Below are 21,777 nucleotides of genomic sequence, written 5' to 3'. Positions count from 1 at the left end.
GCCCCGACAGTCACGCGTTGCGCCTCACCAAACCGGTGAAGCCCGCCACGAACAGGGTGGCGAACGCCCAGGCCAGGATCTGCAGCACCCACGTCGAGGCCAGCACGAACTGGCCACCGGCGGAAGGTGCGACCGTGCAGCGGGCCGCGTCCACCTTGACCAGCGGTGTTGCCACGTTCAGCGCGTAGCCGACCTGCTCCACCGCGGAACACCGGACCGCGCCCGACACCAGCACCACGCCGATCGACACGGCCAACACCCCGGCCAGCCACACCAGGGCGAGGCCGGGGCGGTAGCCGTGGCCGACGGTCACGCCGCGGATCAGGTGCCACGCACGGCCCCACCGGGAGAGCTGGCCGCGGCGACGCAGATCACGTTGGGCGGCAACGCGAATTCGCCGGACGTCGCGTTCGTGGCCGGCGGCGGAGTGGGCGGCGGCCAGCTGGACCCACGGTTGTGTCGAGTAGTAGGGCGTGCGGGTCGACAGCAACGACAGCCATTCGTCCACAGTGGCGTCACGGGGCAGACCTTCGTACACGAGGCCTTCGAGCTGAACAGCGCCGTCGATGCCGGATAAGGGCATCAGGAGGTCCTTGCCGATCTTCACGTGCCGCAGGTCGAGGGCGACCTCGGGCGAGCTGAACCGACCGGCGCGCAGGATCAGCTGGCCGTCGATCCGCGCGCCGCGCAGACGCACCGCGCCGTGCCGTTCGCCGCCCTCCGCGTCGAAGCCGTGGGAGAGGAAGATCGCGTCACCGACGTGCAGGTCCACGCCCTGCAGCGCGGAGCCGGAGTGGCGCAGCCGCGCGCCCTGGCAGAACAGGACGCCGCCGATCTTCGCCGAGTTCAGCACCACCGCGCCGACCGCGCTGAAGCCCTCGTCGAGGTACACGCTGCCGCCGAACTTCGACCCGCGCAGGGTGAGCGCGACCTCGTCCGCCGAGGTCAGCACAGCCCCGCTCATCCTGAGGTCGTGCTCGATGTTCACCCGCTCGGCGCTCACCGACGGCGCCACCAGCCCGCTCAGGTCGAGCAACGTGAACTGGGCGCGGTCCAGCACCACGGGCTGCAGGGCAACACAGTCCCGCAGCACCAGCGGACGTTTCGCCACCACGTCCGACAGGTCGAGCTGACCGGCGATCGTCGCGCCGGTCAGCCGCAGCCCTGATGGGTCCAGCGCGTCCGCGTCGAGCAGCTGCCGCCGGATCTCGTCCCCCGTGATCTCCACCAGGACAAGTTAGCCCGAGATCGACTCGTGGCCGTTCTCGATGTGGCCGCACAACCTGCGCCTGAACGCCGGCTCTTCCTCCACCGTCACGGTGAGGTCGTACCAGCCGGAGTTCATCGCGGTCAGCCACGGGATCACGTGGCGGTGGCCCGGACGCACGACGTAGCGGCGGCGGCCGAGCACGAAGGTCAGGCGCGACGAACCGGTGTTCTCGAAGGTCAACGTCAGCACACGGCTGTAGCCGCGCACCGACGACGACACGCGCGCACGGTCAGACGACGACCCGAGGAACTCACGGCGGAAGCCGTTCGGGCCCAGCAGCACCAGGTCGTGGTCACCGGGCAGATCGACCGAGGCCGAGGAGGCCACGTCGAAGTGCTGCGGCACCGGAAACTGGCCCGAGTACGGGTACAGGGCGAGGTGAGCCGAGGCCGAACCCGAGTTGGTCATCTCGAGAGAAGAGCCGCGCAACGACGCGTCAGGCTGGTACGGCAGGGCGCGCGCACGTCGTCGTCCGGCCTCCTGCTCGGGCATCTTCTGCGACGACGGCGGCGCGGGTCGCCAGCGCGGCGTGGCGGGCGGAACGGCGGCGGGCTCGCCGACCTCGGGCCAGGTGCGGCGGCGGTCGAAGTCGAACGTCGAGGTCAGGTCACCGGCGACGGTTCGGCGCCACGCGGAGATCTCCTCCGACCGCACGCCCGTCCACTTCTCCAGGAACTGCGTCATCGACGTGTGGTCGAACACCTGCGAGCACACGTATCCGCCGACGGACCACGGCGAGACGACCGTCATCGGCACGCGCGTACCGAGTCCCAACGGCCGGTCACCGACGTACTCGTCAGACACGCTCAACGGCGGGCGCGGCGGCGGCACGTGGTCGTAGAAGCCGTCGTTCTCGTCGTAGGTGATGAACAGGACCGTGGACTCCCACACATCCTGGTTGGAAGCCAACGCGTCCAGAACCTGGTACGTGATCGAGGCCGAGGCAGCGGGCGAAGAGGCACCGGGGTGCTCGGAGTCCACAGAGGACGGAACCAGGTACGAGACAGCGGGCAGGCGCCCAGAAGAAACATCCGCGCGGAACGCCTCCCCCAGCCCACCAGGCCGAACACGCTGCAATCCGCACGTGTACAAGGACTTCTCGGCAACACTGAGCGACGAAAGATCGATGGAACCGATCAGCGCGGGGTCACCGGTCCCGTAGAGCTTGTCCAGGGACTTGAACCCGGCCGGCAGCACCTTCCGCGCGATCTCCTTGAACCGCACGAAGAACTCCAGATTGTTGTCCTGGAAGTTGTCCCACTCCTGGTAGACGCGCCACGACTTCCCGGCCGCCTCAAGACGTTCCGGGTAGGTCTTCCACGTGTACCCGGCGTGGTTGTCCTCGTTGTAGGCCGCGTTGCCGGTCGCACGCGCACCAGTGGGCTCGAAACCCGTGTACCCGGACACCCAGTAGTTCCGGTTCGGCGACGTCGAGGACGGCACCGAGCAGTGGTACGCGTCGCACAACGTGAAGGTGTCGGCGAGCTCGTAGTGGAACGGGAGGTCCTGCCGCGTGTAGAACGCCATCGTCGCCGCGGTCTTCGCCGGCACCCAGTTGTCGTTCCACCCGCCGCGCAGCGCGTTGTGCCCGCCGTTCCAGCTGTGGTCGAGGTCGCCGATGTACTGGATGTCACGGCCGGACGCCGCCTCACGGACGGGGAACGGCAGCACGCCCGACTGCGAGAACACGCCACGAAGAGCGTTGCGGTCCGAGAAGCCGCGCACGCCGCGAAGAGTTCCGTAGTAGTGGTCGAACGAACGGTTCTCCTGCATCAACAGCACGACGTGCTTGATCGCGCGCAACCCTCCCTCACGAGGCTCACGGGCCAATGCCGCGTACACGGACGGTGGCAGCAGAGTGCCCGCACCAGCAGCAGCGACGGCAGCCATGAACCCACGGCGAGAGAGCGACATGGAAGGAGTTTCTAGTCCGAGCACGTGACGCGGAACCAACTCACGTATGAACAAAGGCCCCGGACGCGCCGGGGCCTTGTTCACACTCACAGTCAGGGTGCGGCGATCGCGGCCGTCACGCTGGCCTGGGCGTTGAGCAAACCCTTGCCGCACTGAGCGGCGGCGGGCAGCACCTTTGCCTTCAGGTGCAGCAACACCTGCGAGGGCGTCAGCGGCGCCTTGCCGTTCAGCACCCGTGCGTGCTGCATCAGCGCCACGACACCGGAGACGTGCGGTGTCGCCATCGAAGTGCCCTGGTAGTGCTTGTAGATCGACGCGCCGGGCACGGTCGGACCGTTGTTCAGCGTCGACAACACCCCGTTCGCGACGACCGGTGACGTCTCGCCACCAGGCGCGCAGATCTCCACCGTGGCGCCGAAGTTCGAGTACGAGGCGCGGTTGGCCTGCCGGTCGGTGGCCCCCACGGTGATCACACCGACGCAGTTCGCCGGGGTGGTCCCGGACGCGTTGGCCGCGTCGTTGCCCGCCGCGACCACCACGGTCGCGCCGTAGGTGTTGCGGGCCGTGTTGATCGCGCTCTGCAACGTCGCGGGGCACACCGCGGACGCTCCGCCGAGCGACAGGCTCAGCGTCTTGGCCGGGTTCGGGTTCGCCGGAACGCCCGCGACCGGTCCGCCGGCCGCCCACACGATGCCGGCCGCGATGTCGGCCAGAGTGCCGCCACACGTGCCGAGCACGCGCACCGGAACGACCTTGGCCAACGGTGCGACGCCCGTGCCTCCGGTCAGGTTGTTGCGCAGCTCCGCCACGGTGCCCGAGACGTGCAGCCCGTGCCAGCTCGACGGACGCGCGGCCGTTCCCGGACCGCACTGGTTGGCCAGCCGCCAGTCGCCCTGGTCCATCGGGTTGTTGTCCCGCGCGTTGCCGTCCTTGGCGAACACCGCGTTGCTGATGAAGTCGTAGCCGCCGATGTAGTTGGCGCCCATGTCGGGGTGCACCGTGCGGCCGGTGTCGATCACCGCGACGCGCTGGCCGAACCCGTTCGGCCCGAGGTCCCACGCCTGCGACAGGTTGATGCCACCGGCCGCCTCCCAGTAGTGCCACTGCTGCGGCCACAGCGGGTCGTTCGGCACGGCCGTCGACTCGAGCACCATGTTCGGCTCGGCGTACTCGACGTCACCCCGTGCCATCAGCACGCGGATCGACTCCGCGGCGTCCCGCGACGCGAGCACCTCGGCGCCGTCGACAGCGTCCGCCACGGCCCGCGTCCGCGACTTCTCCAGCGCGTCGCCGCGCGATGCTCCTTCCCGGAACTTGACGATGATCTCCTGCTCGGGCTCCTCGTCCTGGGCCACGGCGGTCAGCGGTACCGCCGTCAGCGCCATCACTGCGCCGAGCAGGGCTGCGATGCCGGCTCTCATGATTCTCCCCTTCCAACGAACTGACGGTGAGAAGGAGAAACCGGCGTGGTTGTGGCCCGGATGCGGTCGCCACAACCGATTCACAACAGGACCCGCGTACTCACGTGCACAACGTCCGCAGAGGGGGACCTCATGCTTCAGCTCGTCGTCGCGGCCGCACTCGCCGCGTCAGGAACGGCCGCCGCACCCGATCCCGCGACCACGGCGCGGGTCGAGGCCGGCAGGCTCGTCATCACCGGGGCGCCCGCGCGCGCCAGCCAGATCCACGTCTCCGGCACCACCATCAGCGATGCCGGCACGATGCGGGCGGGCACGGGGTGCACGCGCCTGTCGGCCTCGCGCGTCCAGTGCGCGCAGGTCCCGAAGATCGTCATCTACCTGGGCAACCGCGACGACACGGTTCTCTACGACAGCGCCGTGCCCACCGAGCAGCACGGCGGCGACGGCGACGACTCGCTGCACGGCGGCTCCGGCGCGGACGTCCTCGAAGGTGGCGACGGCGACGACACGATGAGCGGTGGCACGGGCCCGGACATGCTCTACGGCGGCGATGGCGACGACGTGCTGGACGAGCCGTCCACCGACGCGGGCGGCAACTTCCTGCAGGGCGGCTACGGCAACGACAAGATCGACGGCGCCAAGGCGAACATGCGCGACCGGGCGGACTTCAGCGACCACGCCGAAGGCATGACGATCGACCTCGCCGCGGGGACCGCCACCCGGCCCGGCGAGCTCGACGAGATCAAGAACGTGCAGGACGTCCGCGGCACCGCGGGCGACGACACGTTGTCCGGCAACGCCTGGCCCAACCTCATGTACGGCTTGGGCGGCAACGACACGTGCACGGAGGGTCCCGCCGACGTGTGCATGCCGTGATGTATTCCGTGCGATGTATCAGGGCCCGGCGTGGCAACTCCGCTGATGCGTGGAGCCATTAGATGTCCGCCTGCTCGGGCCCCTCGAAGTCACCGGGCCAGGCGGCGTGCTGCGCCTCGCCGGCACGCGCCAGCGCTCCCTCCTGGCGCTGCTGGCGTTGCGCGCACCCTCGGTGCTCCCCGCAACGCACCTGATCGACGCGTTGTGGGGCACCGAGCCTCCACCCACGGCCCTGCGCACCCTCCACAGCCACATCGCGCGCGTTCGCAGCGCACTGGCCGCCATCGGCCTGACGGACGTCCTCGTCACCACCACCGTCGGATACGCACTTCGCATCGAACCGTCGCAAGTTGACGTCACACGGTTCGAGCGCGCGCCCTCACCCCGTGCGGCACTGGCGTTCTGGCGCGGCGACCCCCTGACCGACTGCGAAGTCTTCGAGTGGGCGTCCGCCGAGATCACCCGTTTGCACGAAGCACGGCTCTGCACCGAGGAAGCACTGGCACAGCAGGAGATCAGCCGCGGCGCCTGCGGAACGGCAGCCGCCTCGCTGGAACGCCTGGTCGTCAGCCACCCCCTTCGGGAACGCTTCTGGGAGCTGCTGGCCGGCGCACAACTGCGTGCCGGACGACGCGCGGACGCGTTGAGCACGGTCCGCCGAGCCCGCAACGTCCTCGTCGAAGAGCTCGGTGTCGATCCCGGCCCCGGCCTGCGCGCGATCGAGGCCGAAGCGCTGTCGTGCCCACCTCCCGACGCCAGGACCGGTCTCATCGGACGCCAGCGCGAAACCCTGGACGTCCTGCGGCTGCTGGAGAAATCCCGGCTCGTCACGCTCACCGGGCCGGCGGGCTGCGGCAAGTCCCGGCTCGCCCAGCACGTCGCACCACTGTCCACAGTGGTCGATCTGACCTCCGCGACCTGCGTCGAGGACGCCGTCGCGGCCGCGTTCGGCATCTCCACCCGCGAACTCGGCTCGCTCGGCAACACCGCGGTGCTGCTGGACAACTGCGAACGGCTGAGAGCGAACTGCGCGGCGTTCGTCGAGGCACATCCACGGCTGCGCGTCCTCGCCACCAGCCGCGAACCTCTCGGCGTGCCAGGCGAAACCGTCCATCCCATCCCGCCGCTCGCCGTTCCCGACCCGGACGTGCCGCGCTCCCTCACCGAGCTCGCCGCCTACGACGCGGTGAGGCTGTTCCTGGACCGCGCCGCCCACACCTACACCGACTCGGACGCCCCGGCGATCGCCCAGCTCTGCGCCGCGCTGGACGGCCTGCCGCTGGCCCTGGAACTCGCCGCCGCCCGCACGTCCGTCCTGACACCGGCCCAGATCGTGCGCCGGCTGCGCGACCGCTTCGGCCTGCTCGGACCGCTGCGCGCCGCCATCGCGTGGAGCCACGACCTCCTGACCACCTCGGAACGCACGCTGTTCGCCGACCTCGCGGTGTGCGCGGGCGGTTTCCCTGCAGACCTCGTCGAAGCCCTGGCCAGCACCCTCGACGCGCTGACCGGCCTGGTCTCGAAGTCGCTCGTGCGCGTGTCCCGCGTCGCCGGCGAAACCCGTTTCTCCATGCTGGAAACCGTGCACGCCTTCGCGTGCGAGCAAGCCACGGAAGCCCACGCCCGCGCCGCCGGCTTCTTCCTGGACCTCGCCGAACGAGCCGAAGCCGACCCGACCGGCACGCTGCTCGACGAACTGCGCGTCGAGCACGCCAACCTGCGGCGCACGATGGACTGGTTCACCACGACCGGCGACACCGCGAAGATCCTGCGCCTGGTCGTCGCACTGAACCGCTACTGGCACCGCACCGGCAACTACCGCGAGGGCCGCCAGTGGCTCACCATCGCCCTGCGCGGCTCAGGACCGTTGCGAGGCAAGGCTTTGGCCTCCGCCGCCGCCCTGGCGCTGCTCGAATGCGACTACCGCGAGGCAGTCCGCTACGCCAGCGACGGGCTGGAAGCCGACCCGTCCCAAGCCGGACGGCTGCACCGCCTGCTGGGATCGGTGGCGCGCGAACGCGGCAACTACGAAACAGCCCTGCACCACTACCAGGAAGCCGCTCGCGCCTCGAGTCCCGCGCACGCCGCCTACGCCCGTCAGCTGGCCGGAGCGACTTCCTGGCTCGCTGGTGACTTCGACGTCGCGGAGGCCGATCTTCAGGCATCACTGAAGTCACTGCGGGAGCTGGGTGATCGGCGCGGCGCGACCTCCTCGCTCGCCTACCTGGGCGCGGTCGCCTGGTACCGGGGCGACGAGCTTCAGGCACGGCGGCTGCTCGACGAGGCGCTGGACACGTTCGGGGAGCTGGAGTTCAAGGAGGGCATCGCCTGGGCGCTCAACCTGCTCGGCGTGGTCGAGCAGGGCACCGGCAACGCGGCCAAGGCCCGTTCGTTGCTGGAGCGCAGCCTCACCCTGCACCGCGAACTGGGCGACCGCTGGCGTCAGGCAAGCGTGCTGGAGGCGTTGGCGACCGTCACGCGGAACGGTGCGCTGCGGGCGGAAGCGGCGGCGATCCGCGCGGAGATCGGGGCACCCGTGCCGGTGGTGGAACGCGACCTGGCTCGTGCTCGTTAGCGTTCGGGCAACGCCGCGACGAGACGCTGACCCCATGAGAACCCACACCACAGCAGCCGTCTCGGCGCTCTTGATCGCTCTCTGCACGTTCGGTGTCGCCTCAGCCGACGAGGTGCCGCCGGAGTTCCAGAACAGACCAGGCCCCGCGGCCTGCTACAACGCCGTGCCCACGTACGTCGTCCCTGGGCCCAACATGGTCACCGTCACCGGTGGCGGGAACGACGTCATCCTCGGCACGCCCTGGGCGGACGAGATCTGGGCCGGAGCCGGCAACGACATCATCCTCGGCATGGGCGGCGACGACGTCATCCACGGCGGCGACGACAACGACCTGATCTGCGCCGGCACCGGCAACGACAAGGCCGACGGCGACCGCGCCGACGACACCGTCTACGGCGAACCCGGCAACGACAGGTTGCGCGGCGGCGACGGCATGGACCTGCTGTCCGGCGACCTGAACAGCGACGGCGGCGACGGCGAGGCCGGCTTCGACTTCTGCACCGCGTCCACCGAGGTCCAGGTCAGCTGCTGACCGTCTGCCGCAACAGGATCGCGGTGGCGGGATCGGGTCGCACCCCGAGCTGCCGCAACGAGTCCAGCACGCGCGCACGGGTCTGCACAGTCCTTTGTGGATTCCGTGCGCGCAGTGCCGCGGCCAGTGCGAGCCGGTGACCGCGCGGCTCGAACGGTTCCAGCGCCAGCGCGCGGTCGGCCAGTCGCCACGCCTGGTGCGGGTCCGAGCTGACCAGCCGTCGTTCGCCCAGCACCAACAGGTTCTGCACCTGCCTGGCTTTGATCGTGGCGATCTCGGACACGCACAGGTCCGCCAGGTCTTCGAGCGGCTCGCCCCGCCACAGCGCGGTCGCCTCGCTCAGGTTGTCCGCGTCGCTGAGCTCGTGGAACGACCACAGATCCGCTTTCAGCAAACCGCCGCGCACCAAGCGGATCGAGTCGCCGTCGCAACGCACGCAGTAGCTGGCCTCACCGCTCGTGCGCTCGGGTTCGAGCAGTCTGCGCAGGTGGGTCATGGTGACCCGCAGGTTCCGCGCGGCGCTCGCCGGGTCGAGGTCCGGCCAGAGCAGGTCCATCGCCTGCTCGCGGTTGATCGCCGGCCGCAGTATCAGCAACCCCAGCAGTTGCCTCACCCGGACGCGGCGCAGTTCCGGTGCGTGTGCGGTGAGGCCGTTCCTGGTGATCCGCATCGGCCCGATGACCTCGACGCCGATCGGGTGGTCCGGTGGCGTGGGCACGGTGGCGAGCAGTTTGGCGGCACCGGCGGCCAGGTCCGGGTCGCGTGCGAGTTCGCGGAACTGGCGGTGCGCGTTGGTTCCGATCCTGTCCGCCAACCAGGTGCCCAGCCTCGTCCTGCCCGTCGCGGCCTGGCGGGCGGCGAGTTCCGCGGACCAGGGCAGCGGGAGGAAGCACAGCGCGTGTGCTTCTTCGAGGTCGGTGCGCAGATCTCCTCTTCTGGCGAGGTTCAGAGCTCGTCCCGCTGCTCGTGCCTTCCGGTGGGACGGGCCCAGATCTGTTGTGTCCCAACGTTCTCCGAGCTCGTCGCTGAGCACGTAGCCGAGCGTCAGGAACCGGCGCAGGTGGCGTTCGTTCAGCTTGATGTCCGCGGGCCACCTGGCGAGGTGTCGTTTGTAGACGTTGCGGGCTGCGTCTTCCTCACCGCGCACGACCGCTGCCGCCGCCTGTGCCGCGCACGCCAGCACCGCGTCGCGCGGGTTGTCCGGGGTGGCGGGCAGGTCGGGCGTGGTCTCGCCGAACGACGCGGCGATGACGGTGTGCACGGCGTGTGCCACGAACTCGTCGCGGGCCGTGCTGTCGGTTTTTTGAGGTATTTCACCGGGTTCTCCGTCGAACCACCTCGCTGTCGCGGCGTGGTGGATCGCCAGGTCGTCGTCCAGCATTCGTTCGGCCAGCTCGGCTGCTTCCTGTCCTCTGCCGCACATCGCGAGGCAGTGGACGTGGAACCTCGTCGTGGACACCGCCAGCGCTTTCGGGACCTCGCGGGTGGGTGCCTGGTCGAGGTGGACGAGTGCGGCCTCCGGTTCTCCGGCCAGTTCGGCGACCACGGCGGCGGCGCTGTGTTTCAGCAGTCTCAGCACTGGTGTGTTCGCGCCGAGTTGTTGTGCGCGTTGGGCGACTTCGGCGAGTCTTGTGAGGTCACCTCTGGAGTGTGCGGTGATCACGGCTTGGCCCAGCGCGACTGCGGCTGCGTCCTGGTCGTCGTGTTTCAGGAATTTCGTGGTGGCCTGGTCCACCAGGCAGTCGATGGACGGGTCGGTGAAGTCGTTGCCGTGCACGACCGCGGCTCTCAAGAGCAGGAACGCCGGGTCGTGTGCGTGCCGCGCCGGGACTGCTTCGAGCCATCTTCGGGCGGTCGCGCAGGGCAGCACTGACAGGGTGGTGCGCACGAGTTCGACGGCGATCTTGGCGAGCAGCGCCCAGTCGTTCGCCCGGCACGCGATCCGCCCTGCTGTCGCCAGGTCTCCGCGCTTGTCCAGCACGTCGACCGCTTTCGTTCTCAGGTGGTCTGTGGGGACGAGGCCTGCCCACAGGTCGTGGGCGCGATACCGGCCGTCGTCGAGGCGGTTGACCAGTGGGACGGCTTGGGCGAGGCGTTCCAGGTCGGTCTTCGTTTCGGCTACTTCGGTGGTCTCTTCTTCTGTGGCTGTGCCGAGGAGGACCAGGGCGGCCAGGGTTCTGCGCATCGCCGGCGGGAGTCCGTTGAGCACCTCTTCCGCGGCGTAGCGCCACGACGCCTTCGGGCCGGCGGTGAGCGACAGCCTGATCAGCGCGGGCCAGCCGTTCAGGTCGTGGGTGAGCTGTCTGCCGAACCGGTGGGCGAGCGCGGTGGTCTCGGCGTCGGTGAAGGCCAGGTCTTCCGTGCTGATCGCGGCCACCTCGCCGGCGGCTTCGCGGCGGGCCAGCGGGAGGTTCGGGTTGCTCCTGCCCGACAGCACCAGGTGTGCGGTGTCCGGCAGTGCGCGTGCCACCTCGGCGAGCAGTGCCGCGCCCGGCGATCCGTCCGGGACCTCGTGGAGGTCGTCCAGGACGAGGCAGACGTCCAGTGGTCCTCTCAGTGCGGCGATGACTTCTTTGGCGTTGGGCTCGGTACCTCGCGTGCCCAGGGCTTTCAGGATCGCGGTGGCCAGTTCGGGCGCGTCTTCGTGGCCAGGTCCGCAGGTCACCCAGGCGTCGAGGCCGCACGGGTCCAGGAGGTTGGCTCTGACGGCCTGGGCCAGTGCGGTGGTCTTGCCGAAGCCCGGGCCGGCCACGACCAGGGTGATCGGGCGGGACCAGCGCTGGCGGAGGCGGTCGACCAGGCGCAGGCGCGGCAGTTCGACGTCCAGCGGACGTGGCACCGCGTGCAGCCCGGTCGTGTTGTCCCCCACTCAGGGCGGAGAGCGTCGGGAGCGCGGAAATACCGTCAGCGGTCCGGATCCATGTCCTCGTAGAGCGCCTGCACCAGCCTGCCGGTCAGCTCACCTGCGGACGTCTCGATCAGGGCCCAGCCAGGCAGGTCCGGAACGTCGTCGCCGGTTGGGTCGTCCAGGAAGTAGAGGGCGGAGAACAAACTCTCGTGGGCCACCATGCGCGCGAACGCCTGCAGGTCCGCTGGGTCCGCGCCGAGCGCCAGCAGACGTTCGCGGGCGGCCTCGCCGGTCTGGTAGACCGGGCCGGTGGACGGGCCGTGGTCGTCGACGATCGACCACATGCCGCGCAGGAAGCGGAACCGGGCCAGCTGCGGGATGTTCTCGGAGATTTCCGAGCTCGCCCAGCCCTCGGGGTCGTCGGCGCCCAGCGCGGCGAACTTGTCGCGGAGATCCATGGTGGTCAGCATGCCCAGCGAGGTCGTTCAACGCGAACGGCCCGCCACCGCTGAAGGGAAGCAGGGCAGATCAGGCGCCGGCGGCGGGGCGCAGGGCCTCGACCATCAGCGATCAACCATGTGCCGCGCAGAAAGAGGAACCGGGCAATCAGCGGGGTGTGGCTCGGTGCGCGTTCCGAGCTTGCGCAGGGGTACCCCCGAGCTGCACTGCTCCCCGGAAGTTGGACTGGTGATCCAGTTCCTTCGTCCGGGGAGTGTTGTGTATTCGCGGAGTTCGTTGTCTGAGCTGCAGCGTGAGGCTGCGGTCGTGTTGTTCGAGGAAGGGTTTGGGCGGGGTGCGGTGGCGGCCCGGCTGGGTGTGGGGCGCGGTGCGGTGGCACGCTTGCATGATCGGTGGCGGTTACGAGGCGCTGGAGCGCTGATGGTCAGGCCGAATGGGCGGGCGTTTCCGTTCGAGTTCAAGCTCGAGGTCGTGCGCAGGTTCGTCGGTGGCGAGGCGACCGCGATGGAGCTGGCCGCCGAGTACGGGTTGTCGTCGCCGAAGTTGGTGCAGCGATGGGTGCGCGAGTATCGGCGGGAGGGTGAGGACGCGTTGCGGCCCAAGCCGAAGAGGCCGCCCAAGGCCGCTGCCGAGCCTGCGGAGCTGACTGAGGTGGAGCGGCTGCGGGTGGAGAACCTGCGACTCGCGGCGGAGAACGCCTACCTGAAAAAACTGCGGGCCTTGAGGGAGCAGGGGCGAGACTGAAATCCCAGGTCATCGCTACTCTCAAGGCGGAGTTTCCACTGGCGGTGCTGCTGGATGTCGCGGGGCTCGCCCGGTCGACGTTCTTCTATCACCAGGCCCGGCTGGCCAGGCCCGATCCGCAGGCGGCGCTCAAAGCCGCGATCGCCGAGGTGTTCACGCAGGCCAAAGGCCGTTATGGGCATCGGCGGGTGCACATCGTGTTGCTCCGCCAAGGCTGGCGGGTCGCGGCCAAGACGGTGTTGACACTGATGAACAGCCTCGGCCTGACATGCCGTGTGCGGCGACGCCGTTACCGCCGCATGTCCGGCCAGACCGGCATGACCGCGCCGAACAAGTTCAACCGACAGTTCACCGTGCCGGCCCCGAACACAGGGTGGGTCACCGACCTCACCGAGTTCCGCATCGCCGACCGCAAGATCTATCTGTCCCCGGTGATCGACCTGTTCGACCGCTCGATCGTCGCTTACTCCCACGGGCTTTCACCATCGCTGGAACTGGCCAACTCCTCGCTACGCAAGGCCATCGCCACCCTGCAACCCGGACAGCGGCCATTGGTGCACTCCGACCAGGGCTTTCACTACCAGCACATCTCCTGGCGGCGGACTCTGTCCAGTGCCGGCCTGACTCAGTCGATGTCACGACGCGGCAACGGCCTGGACAACGCCATCGCCGAGAACTTCTTCAGCCACCTCAAAGAAGAACTCTTCCACCACACCAAGTTCGACTCCGTCGAGGACTTCACCACCGCACTGGACGACTACATGGGCTGGTTCAACACCACCCGCATCTCCACCACGCTGGGAAACCTGAGCCCGGCCGACTACCGAACCCAGGTCCTCACTGCCTAACCTTCAGCCATCCAGTCCAACTTTCGGACTGCAGTGCAAGCTGGGAACCCCTACGACTCAACTTACTCGGCGGGTCCGACAAGATCGTTCAACGCGAACGGCCCGCCTCCCTGGCAGGGAAGCGGGCCGTCGTGCGAGCCGGAATCAGGCTCCTGCGGCGCTGCGCAGGGCCTCGGCGCGGTCCGTGGACTCCCACGGCAGGTCGACGTCGGTGCGGCCGAAGTGGCCGTACGCGGCGGTCGGGGCGTAGATCGGGCGCAGCAGGTCGAGGTCGCGGATGATCGCGGCCGGGCGGAGGTCGAACACCTCGTTGATGGCCTGCTGGATCTTCTGCGGGTCGACGGTCTCGGTGCCGAAGGTCTCGACGAACAGGCCGACCGGGGCCGCCTTGCCGATGGCGTACGCGATCTGGACCTCGACGCGGGTGGCGAGGCCGGCCGCGACGGTGTTCTTGGCGACCCAGCGCATGGCGTACGCGGCGGAGCGGTCGACCTTCGACGGGTCCTTGCCGGAGAACGCGCCGCCGCCGTGACGGGCCATGCCGCCGTAGGTGTCGACGATGATCTTGCGGCCGGTGAGACCCGCGTCACCCATCGGGCCGCCGATGACGAAGCGGCCGGTCGGGTTCGTCAGCAGGCGCACGTTGGAGGTGTCGATGCCGAGATCGGCGATCTCCGGCTCCACCACGAACTTGCGGATGTCGACGCCCAGCAGGTTCTCGAGGTCGATGTCGTCGGCGTGCTGCGAGGAGACGACGACCGTGTCGAGGCGCACAGGCTGGTCGCCCGCGTACTCGATGGTGACCTGGGTCTTGCCGTCCGGGCGCAGGTACGGAACGGTGCCGTCCTTGCGGACCGCGGTCAGGCGGCGCGAGAGGCGGTGCGCGAGAGCGATCGGCAGCGGCATCAGCTCGGGCGTGTCGGTGCACGCGTAGCCGAACATGAGGCCCTGGTCGCCGGCGCCCTGCTTGTCGATCTCGTCGGCCGCGCCCTCGACGCGGTTCTCGAACGCCGTGTCGACACCCTGGGCGATGTCCGGGGACTGCGCGCCGATGGCGACGTTGACGCCGCACGAGTTGCCGTCGAAGCCCTTCTGCGACGAGTCGTAGCCGATGTCCAGGATCTTCTCGCGCACGATCGTGGGGATGTCGGCGTAGGCCTCGGTGGTGACCTCACCCGCGACGTGGACCTGCCCCGTCGTGACCAGCGTCTCGACCGCGACGCGGGACCGGGGGTCCTTCGCCAGCAGCGCGTCGAGGATCGAGTCGCTGATCGCGTCGCAGATCTTGTCGGGGTGTCCCTCGGTCACCGACTCACTGGTGAACAGCCTGCTGCTGTGCTGGCTCACGGACACTCCTTATTCGCTGTCATGACGTCCGGAAAAAGCTTATCGAGCATCGGTGCAGAATCGATGGACTGCGTCCCAGACCACGGACGACAGTTGCGTTTTCGATCCATGTGGTATAGCGGTCTCGGTGCCGTCGGACGAGAGCAACCAGCCGGCGTTGTCCTCCTGCTCGAACGCCAAGCCGGCACCGACCGCGTTCACCACCAGGAGATCGCAGCCCTTGCGCTTCAGCTTGGCCCTGCCGTAGTCGAGCACCGACGTCGTCTCGTCGCCCGTCTCCGCGGCGAACCCGACGATCACCTGACCCTTCCGACGTGCGGAAACGAGTTCCACGAGGATGTCGGGGTTCTTGGTCAGCGTGATCGGGTCGGGGTCGGCGGAGGTCTTCTTGATCTTGTGGCCCGTCAGACTAGTGGGCCTGAAATCGGCCACCGCGGCGGCCATCACGATCACGTCCGCCTCGGCCGCGACCTCGTGCATCGCGTCGCGCAGCTCCACCGCGGACCCGACCCGGACCAGGTCGACTCCGGCGGGCGTGGCGAGGTCGGCGGTGTTGCCCGCGACCAACGTCACCCTGGCGCCGCGCTGGGCGGCGACCCTGGCGAGGGCATAGCCCTGCTTGCCGGACGAGCGGTTGCCGATGAACCGGACCGGGTCGAGGGGTTCGCGCGTACCTCCGGCGGAGATCGCGACGTGCACACTTTCGAGTGTCCGCTCCAGCGCGTCGCGGCGCACCAGCAGCAGCCGGGCCAGTTCGACGATCTCGGCGGGGTCCGGCAGGCGGCCCTTGCCGGTGTCCTTGCCGGTCAGCCGGCCGGACGCGGGTTCGGCGACGAGGACACCGCGCGAGCGCAGCAGTGCCACGTTGTGCTGGGTGGCCGGGTGCTCCCACATTTCCGTGTGCATCGCCGGGACCAGCAGGACCGGGCAGCGCGCGGTCAGCAGGGTGTTCGTCAGAAGATCGTCCGCGAGGCCGTGCGCGGCCTTCGCGATGATGTTCGCCGTCGCCGGGGCGACCACGACGAGGTCGGCGTTCTGCCCGAGCTTGACGTGCGGGACCTCGTGCACGTCGTCGAACGGGTCGGCCGTCACGACCTGGCCGGACAGCGCCTCGAACGTGGCGGCGCCGACGAACTTGAGCGCGCCCTCGGTGGGGATGACCCGCACGGAGTGGCCGGACTCGGTGAGCCGCCTCAGGACCTCGCAGGCCTTGTACGCGGCGATGCCCCCGCCGACCCCAAGGATGATCTTGGGGCGAACAGGGGCATCAGCGTCAGATGACGCGGTCACTCGCCCTCGGTGTGCTCAAGGAGACCCGCGTGGATCTCGCGAAGAGCAATCGAGAGGGGCTTCTCACGCGGGCCCGGCTCGACGAGCGGGCCGACGTACTCGAGCAGGCCCTCGCCGAGCTGCGCGTAGTAGTCGTTGATCTGGCGGGCACGCTTCGCGGCGTAGATCACCAACGCGTACTTCGAGCTCACCTGCTCAAGCAGGTCGTCGATCGGCGGGTTGGTGATGCCCTCCGGAGAACCGGTCAGATGACCGAGCTCGGTGTGGGTGATCACTCTCAAACTCCTGAGATTCGTGGTCCGACCATCAAGGATAGCAAGTCGGCCGCGGCCGACTGCACGTCGGCGTTCACGACGACCTCGTCGAACTCCTTCTCGGCCGCCAGCTCCTCGCGGGCGATCTCGAGGCGACGTTCGACGACGTCCGGATGTTCGGTGCCTCTGCCGGTCAGCCGGTCCACCAGGTGCTCCCAGGACGGGGGCATCAGGATCACCAGCTGAGCGTCCGGCATTGCCACCCGGACCTGCCGCGCGCCCTGCAGCTCGATCTCCAGCAGGGCGGGGCGGCCGGTGGCCAGAGCTTCTTCGACGGGCCTGCGAGGGGTTCCGTAGCGGTTGCCCGCGAACTCGGCGTGTTCGAGGAACTCGCCCGCGTCGACCATCTGCTGGAACTTCTCGCGGTCCACGAAGTGGTAGTGCACTCCGTCGACCTCGCCCGGCCTCGGCTTCCTGGTGGTCGCCGAGACGGAGAAGTAGACATCGGGTTGCTGCCTTCGCAGCTCCGCCAGGACGCTGGATTTCCCCACGCCCGACGGCCCGGACAAGACGGTGAGGCGGGGGCGGGCGGAACCCGCCCCCGCCTCGGTGTCACTCACTCTCCGCTGAACTCGGAGAGCAGGGCCTTGCGCTGACGGTCACCGAGACCGCGCAGGCGACGGCTGGGAGCGATCTCGAGGCGCTCCATGATCTGCTGCGCGCGCACCTTGCCGACGCCCGGCAGGGCCTCGAGCAGCGCGGACACCTTCATCTTGCCCAGGACCTCGTCGCTCTCGGCGGCCTTGAGCACGTCCGTCAGGGTCGTGCCGCCGCGCTTGAGGCGCTCCTTGAGCTCAGCCCGAGCGCGACGAGCGGCAGCAGCCTTCTCCAGCGCTGCGGCTCGCTGCTCCTCGGTAAGCTGGGGAAGAGCCACGATTTCCTCCGTGGTGTGGATTCTTTTCGGATCGGTGCCGCGACCGTACCGACCGCAATTGCCTGGGGACAACGTGACCCAGTCAGGTAAATCTTCAGCGGCCATGTGATGCGGCGGGTGGTAGTAGTACCAACACCCTCCGGCGGCCTGATCACTGCCCTCCGGGAACTCGTCCCACACGTTACGTGTGCTATGAGGCCGGTGACCAGCGGGGCAGCCGGTGGCGTGGACCCTACCAACACAAGTTTCCCCAGGTGAGCGCGCCACACCACAAAGTTGTGGCGCGCCCCGCCTCTAGAGGCTCTCCTGGACGCTCCGCACGGCTCTGACCAGCGACGATACGTCCGGGCCATGCCGGAGAACATCTCGTGAAGAAGTCGGAAAGACGTTGCGCATGTCGGGCCCGAAGAGCCGTTTTAGATCAGCCACCGAGCCTCCCTGAGCGCCGAAACCGGGCGCGAGGATCGGTCCGTTGAACCCCTCGAGGTCCACATCCGTTTCCCCGATCGTGGCACCCACGACGAGACCAACATCGCCGCACGGAGAAATGCCTGAATTCCGGGCGGTCGCGAAATCGATGATCGTCTGCGCCACGGTTCGCCCGTCCGGAGCAACGGTGCGCTGAACCTCGGCACCCTCCGGGTTGGACGTGAGCGCCAGCACGAACACGCCTCGCTCGTGCGCACGGGCGGTGTCCAGCGCGGGCTGCAGCGACCCGAACCCGAGGAACGGCGACAGCGTCACCGCGTCCCCGGCGAGCGGCGAGTCGCCCAGGTACGCCTCGGCGTACGCCGCCATCGTCGAGCCGATGTCGCCGCGCTTGGCGTCCACCAGCACCAGCGTGCCGGAGTCGCGCAGCTCGGCGATCACCCGTTCCAGGACGGCGACGCCACGCGACCCGTAGGCCTCGAAGAACGCCGCCTGCGGCTTCACCATCGACACCTTGCCGCCGAACGCCTCCACGGCCGTCAGAGCGAACCGTTCGAGCCCCTCAGCGGTCCGTGAGAGGCCCCAGGCGTCCAGCAGTGATGGATGCGGGTCGATGCCCACGCACAGAGGTCCGTACGCCTCAACGGCTTTCGTGAGCCGTTCGCCAAAAGTCACGCGCCACCTCGCAGAGCGGCCTGAGCCTCGACCACCTTCGTCAGCTCGTCCCCGAACCTCACGAACCCTCCCTCAGAGCGGCCTGGAGCGCCTGCAACGGCTGGACCCCGATGTCACCGCGGATGAGCGCCTCGATGCCGTGCACGGCCGCGGCAGCGCCCTGGATCGTGGTGACGCAGGGGATGTCCTTCGCCACAGCGGCGGTGCGGATCTCGTAGCCGTCCACACGGGGGCCGCTGTTGCCGTACGGCGTGTTGAAGATCATGTCGATCTCGCCGGCCAGGATCATGTCGACGACGTTGCCGTCGCCCTCGAAGTGCTTGCGCACCTCGGTGCACGGGATCCCGTTGCGCTTCAACACCTCCGCCGTGCCCGCGGTCGCCAGGATCTGGAAGCCGAGGTCGGCGAGGCGCTTGACCGGGAAGATCATCGCGCGCTTGTCGCGGTTCGCGAACGACACGAACACCTTGCCCGACGTCGGCAGCGAGCCGTAGGAAGCCGTCTGCGACTTCGCGAACGCCTTGCCGAACGACGAGTCGATGCCCATGACCTCGCCGGTGGACTTCATCTCCGGGCCCAGCAACGAGTCCACGCCGTGGCCCTCGGGCGTGCGGAAGCGGTGGAACTGCATGACCGCCTCCTTCACCGCGACCGGCGCGTGCTCGGGCAGCCGAGCGCCATCGCCGGTCGCCGGCAGCAGACCCTCGGCCCGCAGCTCGGCGATCGTGGCGCCCAGCATCACGCGCGAGGCGGCCTTGGCCATCGAGACCGCAGTCGCCTTGGACACGAACGGCACCGTGCGCGACGCACGCGGGTTCGCCTCCAGGACGTACAGCACGTCGTCCTTCAACGCGTACTGGACGTTCAGGAGCCCCTTCACGCCGATACCGCGAGCGATCGCCTCGGTCGAGCGGCGCACGTTCTCGATGTCGGACGCGCCCAGCGTGATCGGCGGCAGCGCGCACGACGAGTCGCCGGAGTGCACGCCGGCTTCCTCGATGTGCTCCATCACGCCGCCGATGAACACCTCGTCGCCGTCGCACAGCGCGTCGACGTCGATCTCGATGGCGTCGTCGAGGAACCGGTCGACCAGCACCGGGTGCTCGGGCGTCACCTCGGTCGCGCGGGCGATGTAGCCCGACAGCGACTCTTCGTCGTACACGATCTCCATGCCGCGCCCGCCCAGGACGTAGGAGGGCCGCACGAGGACCGGGTAGCCGATCTCGTCCGCGATCTCCTTCGCCTCGTCGAACGACGTGGCCGTGCCGAACTTCGGCGCGGGCAGACCGGCGTCGGTCAGCACCTTGCCGAACTGGCCGCGGTCCTCCGCGAGGTGGATCGCCTCGGGCGTGGTGCCCACGACCGGCACCCCGGCGTCGGCCAGGCGCTGCGCCAGGCCCAGCGGGGTCTGCCCGCCGAGCTGGACGATCACGCCCGCGACCGTGCCGGAACGCTGCTCGGAGTGCACGACCTCCAGCACGTCCTCGAACGTCAGCGGCTCGAAGTACAGCCGGTCCGACGTGTCGTAGTCCGTCGACACCGTCTCCGGGTTGCAGTTGACCATGACGGTCTCGTACCCGGCCGCACGCAGCGCCATGGCCGCGTGCACGCACGAGTAGTCGAACTCGATGCCCTGCCCGATGCGGTTCGGACCGGAGCCCAGGATCAGCACCTTCGGCTTCTCCCGCTGCTCCGCCACCTCGGACTCGGCCTGAGGGTCGAGCTCGTACGCGGAGTAGTGGTACGGCGTCTCCGACTTGAACTCCGCCGCGCACGTGTCGACCGTCTTGTAGACCGGCCGCACGCCGAGACGGTGCCGCAGCGCGCGCACGCCATCTTCACCGGCGAGCTCCGGACGAAGAACGGAGATCTGCCGGTCGGAGAGACCAGCGCGCTTCGCCTTGCGCAGCAACGGTTCGTCGAGCACCGGGGCGTCCAGGAGCTCCGTGCGCAACGTGCCGAGCCAGGCGATCTGCTCGATGAACCACGGGTCGATCCCCGAAGCCCGGTACACGTCCTCAATGGACGCACCGAGCCGCAGCGCGCGTTCGACCGTGTACAGGCGGCCGTCGTGACCGCGTTCCAAGTCCGCCAGGACCTTCTCGAGCGTAACGCCTTCGGGATCGGGCTGAGTCCAGAAACCGACCGATTTCGTTTCCAGCGAACGCAGCGCCTTACCGAGCGCCTCCACGAAGTTCCGGCCGATCGACATCGCCTCGCCGACCGACTTCATCGTGGTCGTGAGAGTCGGATCCGCACCGGGGAACTTCTCGAAGGCGAACCGGGGAGCCTTCACGACCACGTAGTCGAGCGTCGGCTCGAACGACGCCGGGGTCTCCCCCGTGATGTCGTTGGTGATCTCGTCGAGCGTGTACCCGATGGCGAGCTTCGCGGCGATCTTGGCGATCGGGAAACCCGTTGCCTTCGAAGCAAGAGCCGACGAACGCGAGACGCGCGGGTTCATCTCGATGACGACCATGCGCCCGTTGTCCGGGTGGATCGCGAACTGGATGTTGCAGCCACCGGTGTCGACGCCGACCTCGCGGATGACCTGGATGCCGACGTCGCGCATGTGCTGGTACTCGCGGTCGGTCAGCGTCATCGCGGGCGCCACCGTCACCGAGTCGCCCGTGTGCACGCCCATCGGGTCGATGTTCTCGATCGAGCAGATGACGACCACGTTGTCGTTGCGGTCGCGCATCAGCTCGAGCTCGTACTCCTTCCACCCGAGCACGCTCTCCTCGATGAGCACCTCGGTGACCGGAGACTCTTCGAGCCCGATGGCGGCGAGGCGCTCCAACTCCTCCTCCGTGTACGCCATGCCGGATCCCAGCCCACCCATGGTGAACGAGGGACGGATGACCACCGGAAGACCGAGCTCGGCAACGGTCTTGCGGACCTCTTCCATCGTGTTGCACACGGCCGAACGCGGGACCTCGGCACCGATGCGGCGCACCAGGTCCTTGAAGATCTGCCGGTCCTCACCGCGCTGGATGGCGTCGATGTCCGCGCCGATCAGCTCGACGTTGTACTTCTCGAGAACGCCACGCTCGTGCAGCGCGATGGCGGTGTTCAGAGCGGTCTGCCCGCCCAGCGTCGCCAGAATCGCGTCCGGCTTCTCCTGCGCGATCACCTTCTCCACGAACTCGGCCGTGATCGGCTCGATGTACGTGGCGTCCGCGAACTCCGGGTCGGTCATGATCGTCGCCGGGTTCGAGTTCACCAGGCTGACCCTGATGCCCTCCTCCCGCAGCACCCGGCACGCCTGCGTGCCCGAGTAGTCGAACTCGCACGCCTGGCCGATGACGATCGGACCGGAGCCGATGACCAGAACGTGCTTCACATCTTCGCGTTTGGGCAT

At 68.7% G+C, this 21,777-nt stretch carries 17 protein-coding genes and 1 pseudogene; 6 read left to right on the top strand and 12 right to left on the bottom strand.

Going from position 1 to position 21,777, the window contains the following annotated elements; all coding sequences use genetic code 11:
- Nucleotides 1-10: 10 nt before the first annotated feature.
- The 3 genes from AB0M24_RS21895 to AB0M24_RS21885 all read right to left on the bottom strand — a co-directional run bounded on the left by AB0M24_RS21895 (nt 11) and on the right by AB0M24_RS21885 (nt 4,605).
- Entirely contained in the window at nt 11-1,228 is a 1,218-nt protein-coding gene (locus AB0M24_RS21895; RefSeq protein ID WP_363770539.1) for a hypothetical protein, read from the bottom strand.
- Between the two features lie 9 nt (nt 1,229-1,237).
- Nucleotides 1,238-3,184, bottom strand: a complete 1,947-nt coding sequence (locus tag AB0M24_RS21890; protein ID WP_363770536.1) for a phosphocholine-specific phospholipase C — start codon at nt 3,182-3,184, stop codon at nt 1,238-1,240.
- A gap of 92 nt (nt 3,185-3,276) precedes the next feature.
- Complete coding sequence (locus tag AB0M24_RS21885; RefSeq protein WP_363770533.1) at nt 3,277-4,605, bottom strand: S8 family peptidase; 1,329 nt, start codon at nt 4,603-4,605, stop codon at nt 3,277-3,279.
- 132 nt (nt 4,606-4,737) lie between these two features.
- Here AB0M24_RS21885 and AB0M24_RS21880 point away from each other — a divergent pair, with 132 nt between their 5' ends.
- Genes AB0M24_RS21880 through AB0M24_RS21870 form a run of 3 tightly spaced genes read left to right on the top strand, consistent with a single transcriptional unit; the run spans nt 4,738 to nt 8,588 of the window.
- On the top strand, nt 4,738-5,481 hold the full coding sequence (locus AB0M24_RS21880) for a calcium-binding protein (RefSeq protein WP_363770529.1): 744 nt from the start codon (nt 4,738-4,740) through the stop codon (nt 5,479-5,481).
- 49 nt (nt 5,482-5,530) lie between these two features.
- Nucleotides 5,531-8,056: a BTAD domain-containing putative transcriptional regulator gene (locus AB0M24_RS21875; protein ID WP_363770526.1), complete on the top strand. Its 2,526-nt coding sequence runs from the start codon at nt 5,531-5,533 to the stop codon at nt 8,054-8,056.
- A 34-nt stretch (nt 8,057-8,090) separates the two neighbouring features.
- Nucleotides 8,091-8,588 (top strand): calcium-binding protein, encoded by a 498-nt coding sequence (locus AB0M24_RS21870; RefSeq protein ID WP_363770523.1) that lies wholly within the window; start codon nt 8,091-8,093, stop codon nt 8,586-8,588.
- Here AB0M24_RS21870 and AB0M24_RS21865 read toward each other — a convergent pair.
- Complete coding sequence (locus tag AB0M24_RS21865; protein WP_363770520.1) at nt 8,578-11,457, bottom strand: hypothetical protein; 2,880 nt, start codon at nt 11,455-11,457, stop codon at nt 8,578-8,580. The two genes, AB0M24_RS21870 and AB0M24_RS21865, sit on opposite strands and share 11 nt — an antisense overlap.
- Before the next feature lie 35 nt (nt 11,458-11,492).
- On the bottom strand, nt 11,493-11,894 hold the full coding sequence (locus AB0M24_RS21860) for a hypothetical protein (protein WP_363770994.1): 402 nt from the start codon (nt 11,892-11,894) through the stop codon (nt 11,493-11,495).
- Here AB0M24_RS21860 and AB0M24_RS21855 point away from each other — a divergent pair.
- The 3 genes and pseudogenes from AB0M24_RS21855 to AB0M24_RS21845 all read left to right on the top strand — a co-directional run.
- A pseudogene (locus AB0M24_RS21855) lies at nt 11,779-12,246 on the top strand (hypothetical protein); the annotation flags it as partial. The gene AB0M24_RS21860 and the pseudogene AB0M24_RS21855 overlap by 116 nt on opposite strands.
- Before the next feature lie 69 nt (nt 12,247-12,315).
- Nucleotides 12,316-12,639 carry a helix-turn-helix domain-containing protein gene (locus AB0M24_RS21850; RefSeq protein WP_363770976.1) on the top strand — a complete coding sequence of 108 codons (324 nt, stop codon included), beginning with the start codon at nt 12,316-12,318 and terminating at the stop codon, nt 12,637-12,639.
- Nucleotides 12,640-12,683: 44 nt separating this feature from the next.
- Nucleotides 12,684-13,487 (top strand): IS3 family transposase, encoded by an 804-nt coding sequence (locus AB0M24_RS21845; protein ID WP_363770517.1) that lies wholly within the window; start codon nt 12,684-12,686, stop codon nt 13,485-13,487.
- 144 nt (nt 13,488-13,631) lie between these two features.
- Here AB0M24_RS21845 and metK read toward each other — a convergent pair whose 3' ends face one another.
- From metK to carB, 7 genes are all read right to left on the bottom strand, one after another.
- Nucleotides 13,632-14,834: a methionine adenosyltransferase gene (gene metK / locus AB0M24_RS21840; protein ID WP_363770514.1), complete on the bottom strand. Its 1,203-nt coding sequence runs from the start codon at nt 14,832-14,834 to the stop codon at nt 13,632-13,634.
- A 39-nt stretch (nt 14,835-14,873) separates the two neighbouring features.
- Entirely contained in the window at nt 14,874-16,124 is a 1,251-nt protein-coding gene (gene coaBC, locus AB0M24_RS21835) for a bifunctional phosphopantothenoylcysteine decarboxylase/phosphopantothenate--cysteine ligase CoaBC (protein WP_363770511.1), read from the bottom strand.
- Nucleotides 16,121-16,399: a DNA-directed RNA polymerase subunit omega gene (rpoZ, locus tag AB0M24_RS21830; protein WP_045313812.1), complete on the bottom strand. Its 279-nt coding sequence runs from the start codon at nt 16,397-16,399 to the stop codon at nt 16,121-16,123. Before rpoZ ends, coaBC begins: the two co-directional genes overlap by 4 nt.
- Nucleotides 16,400-16,401: 2 nt before the next feature.
- Nucleotides 16,402-16,998 (bottom strand): guanylate kinase, encoded by a 597-nt coding sequence (gmk, locus tag AB0M24_RS21825; protein WP_363770506.1) that lies wholly within the window; start codon nt 16,996-16,998, stop codon nt 16,402-16,404.
- Entirely contained in the window at nt 16,995-17,312 is a 318-nt protein-coding gene (gene mihF / locus AB0M24_RS21820; RefSeq protein WP_030471603.1) for an integration host factor, actinobacterial type, read from the bottom strand. The genes gmk and mihF overlap by 4 nt, the downstream gene beginning before the upstream one ends.
- A 294-nt stretch (nt 17,313-17,606) precedes the next feature.
- Nucleotides 17,607-18,416, bottom strand: a complete 810-nt coding sequence (gene pyrF / locus AB0M24_RS21815) for an orotidine-5'-phosphate decarboxylase (RefSeq protein WP_363770502.1) — start codon at nt 18,414-18,416, stop codon at nt 17,607-17,609.
- A 58-nt stretch (nt 18,417-18,474) separates the two neighbouring features.
- Nucleotides 18,475-21,777: a carbamoyl-phosphate synthase large subunit gene (carB, locus tag AB0M24_RS21810; protein ID WP_363770499.1), complete on the bottom strand. Its 3,303-nt coding sequence runs from the start codon at nt 21,775-21,777 to the stop codon at nt 18,475-18,477.

This window comes from Lentzea sp. NPDC051838 (assembly GCF_040681245.1).
Taxonomy (GTDB): domain Bacteria; phylum Actinomycetota; class Actinomycetes; order Mycobacteriales; family Pseudonocardiaceae; genus Lentzea.
The sequence above is the reverse complement of the archived record's forward strand: the minus strand, read 5'-3'. Positions and strand labels throughout refer to the sequence as shown.

What these genes read in the sequence shown, in the direction of transcription:
- carB (WP_363770499.1), bottom strand. Translation starts at nt 21,777, where the DNA reads ATGCCCAAACGCGAAGATGTGAAGCACGTTCTGGTCATCGGCTCCGGT.
- AB0M24_RS21885 (WP_363770533.1), bottom strand. Translation starts at nt 4,605, where the DNA reads ATGAGAGCCGGCATCGCAGCCCTGCTCGGCGCAGTGATGGCGCTGACG.
- AB0M24_RS21880 (WP_363770529.1), top strand. Translation starts at nt 4,738, where the DNA reads ATGCTTCAGCTCGTCGTCGCGGCCGCACTCGCCGCGTCAGGAACGGCC.
- AB0M24_RS21870 (WP_363770523.1), top strand. Translation starts at nt 8,091, where the DNA reads ATGAGAACCCACACCACAGCAGCCGTCTCGGCGCTCTTGATCGCTCTC.
- AB0M24_RS21890 (WP_363770536.1), bottom strand. Translation starts at nt 3,184, where the DNA reads ATGTCGCTCTCTCGCCGTGGGTTCATGGCTGCCGTCGCTGCTGCTGGT.
- AB0M24_RS21860 (WP_363770994.1), bottom strand. Translation starts at nt 11,894, where the DNA reads ATGGATCTCCGCGACAAGTTCGCCGCGCTGGGCGCCGACGACCCCGAG.
- AB0M24_RS21850 (WP_363770976.1), top strand. Translation starts at nt 12,316, where the DNA reads ATGGTCAGGCCGAATGGGCGGGCGTTTCCGTTCGAGTTCAAGCTCGAG.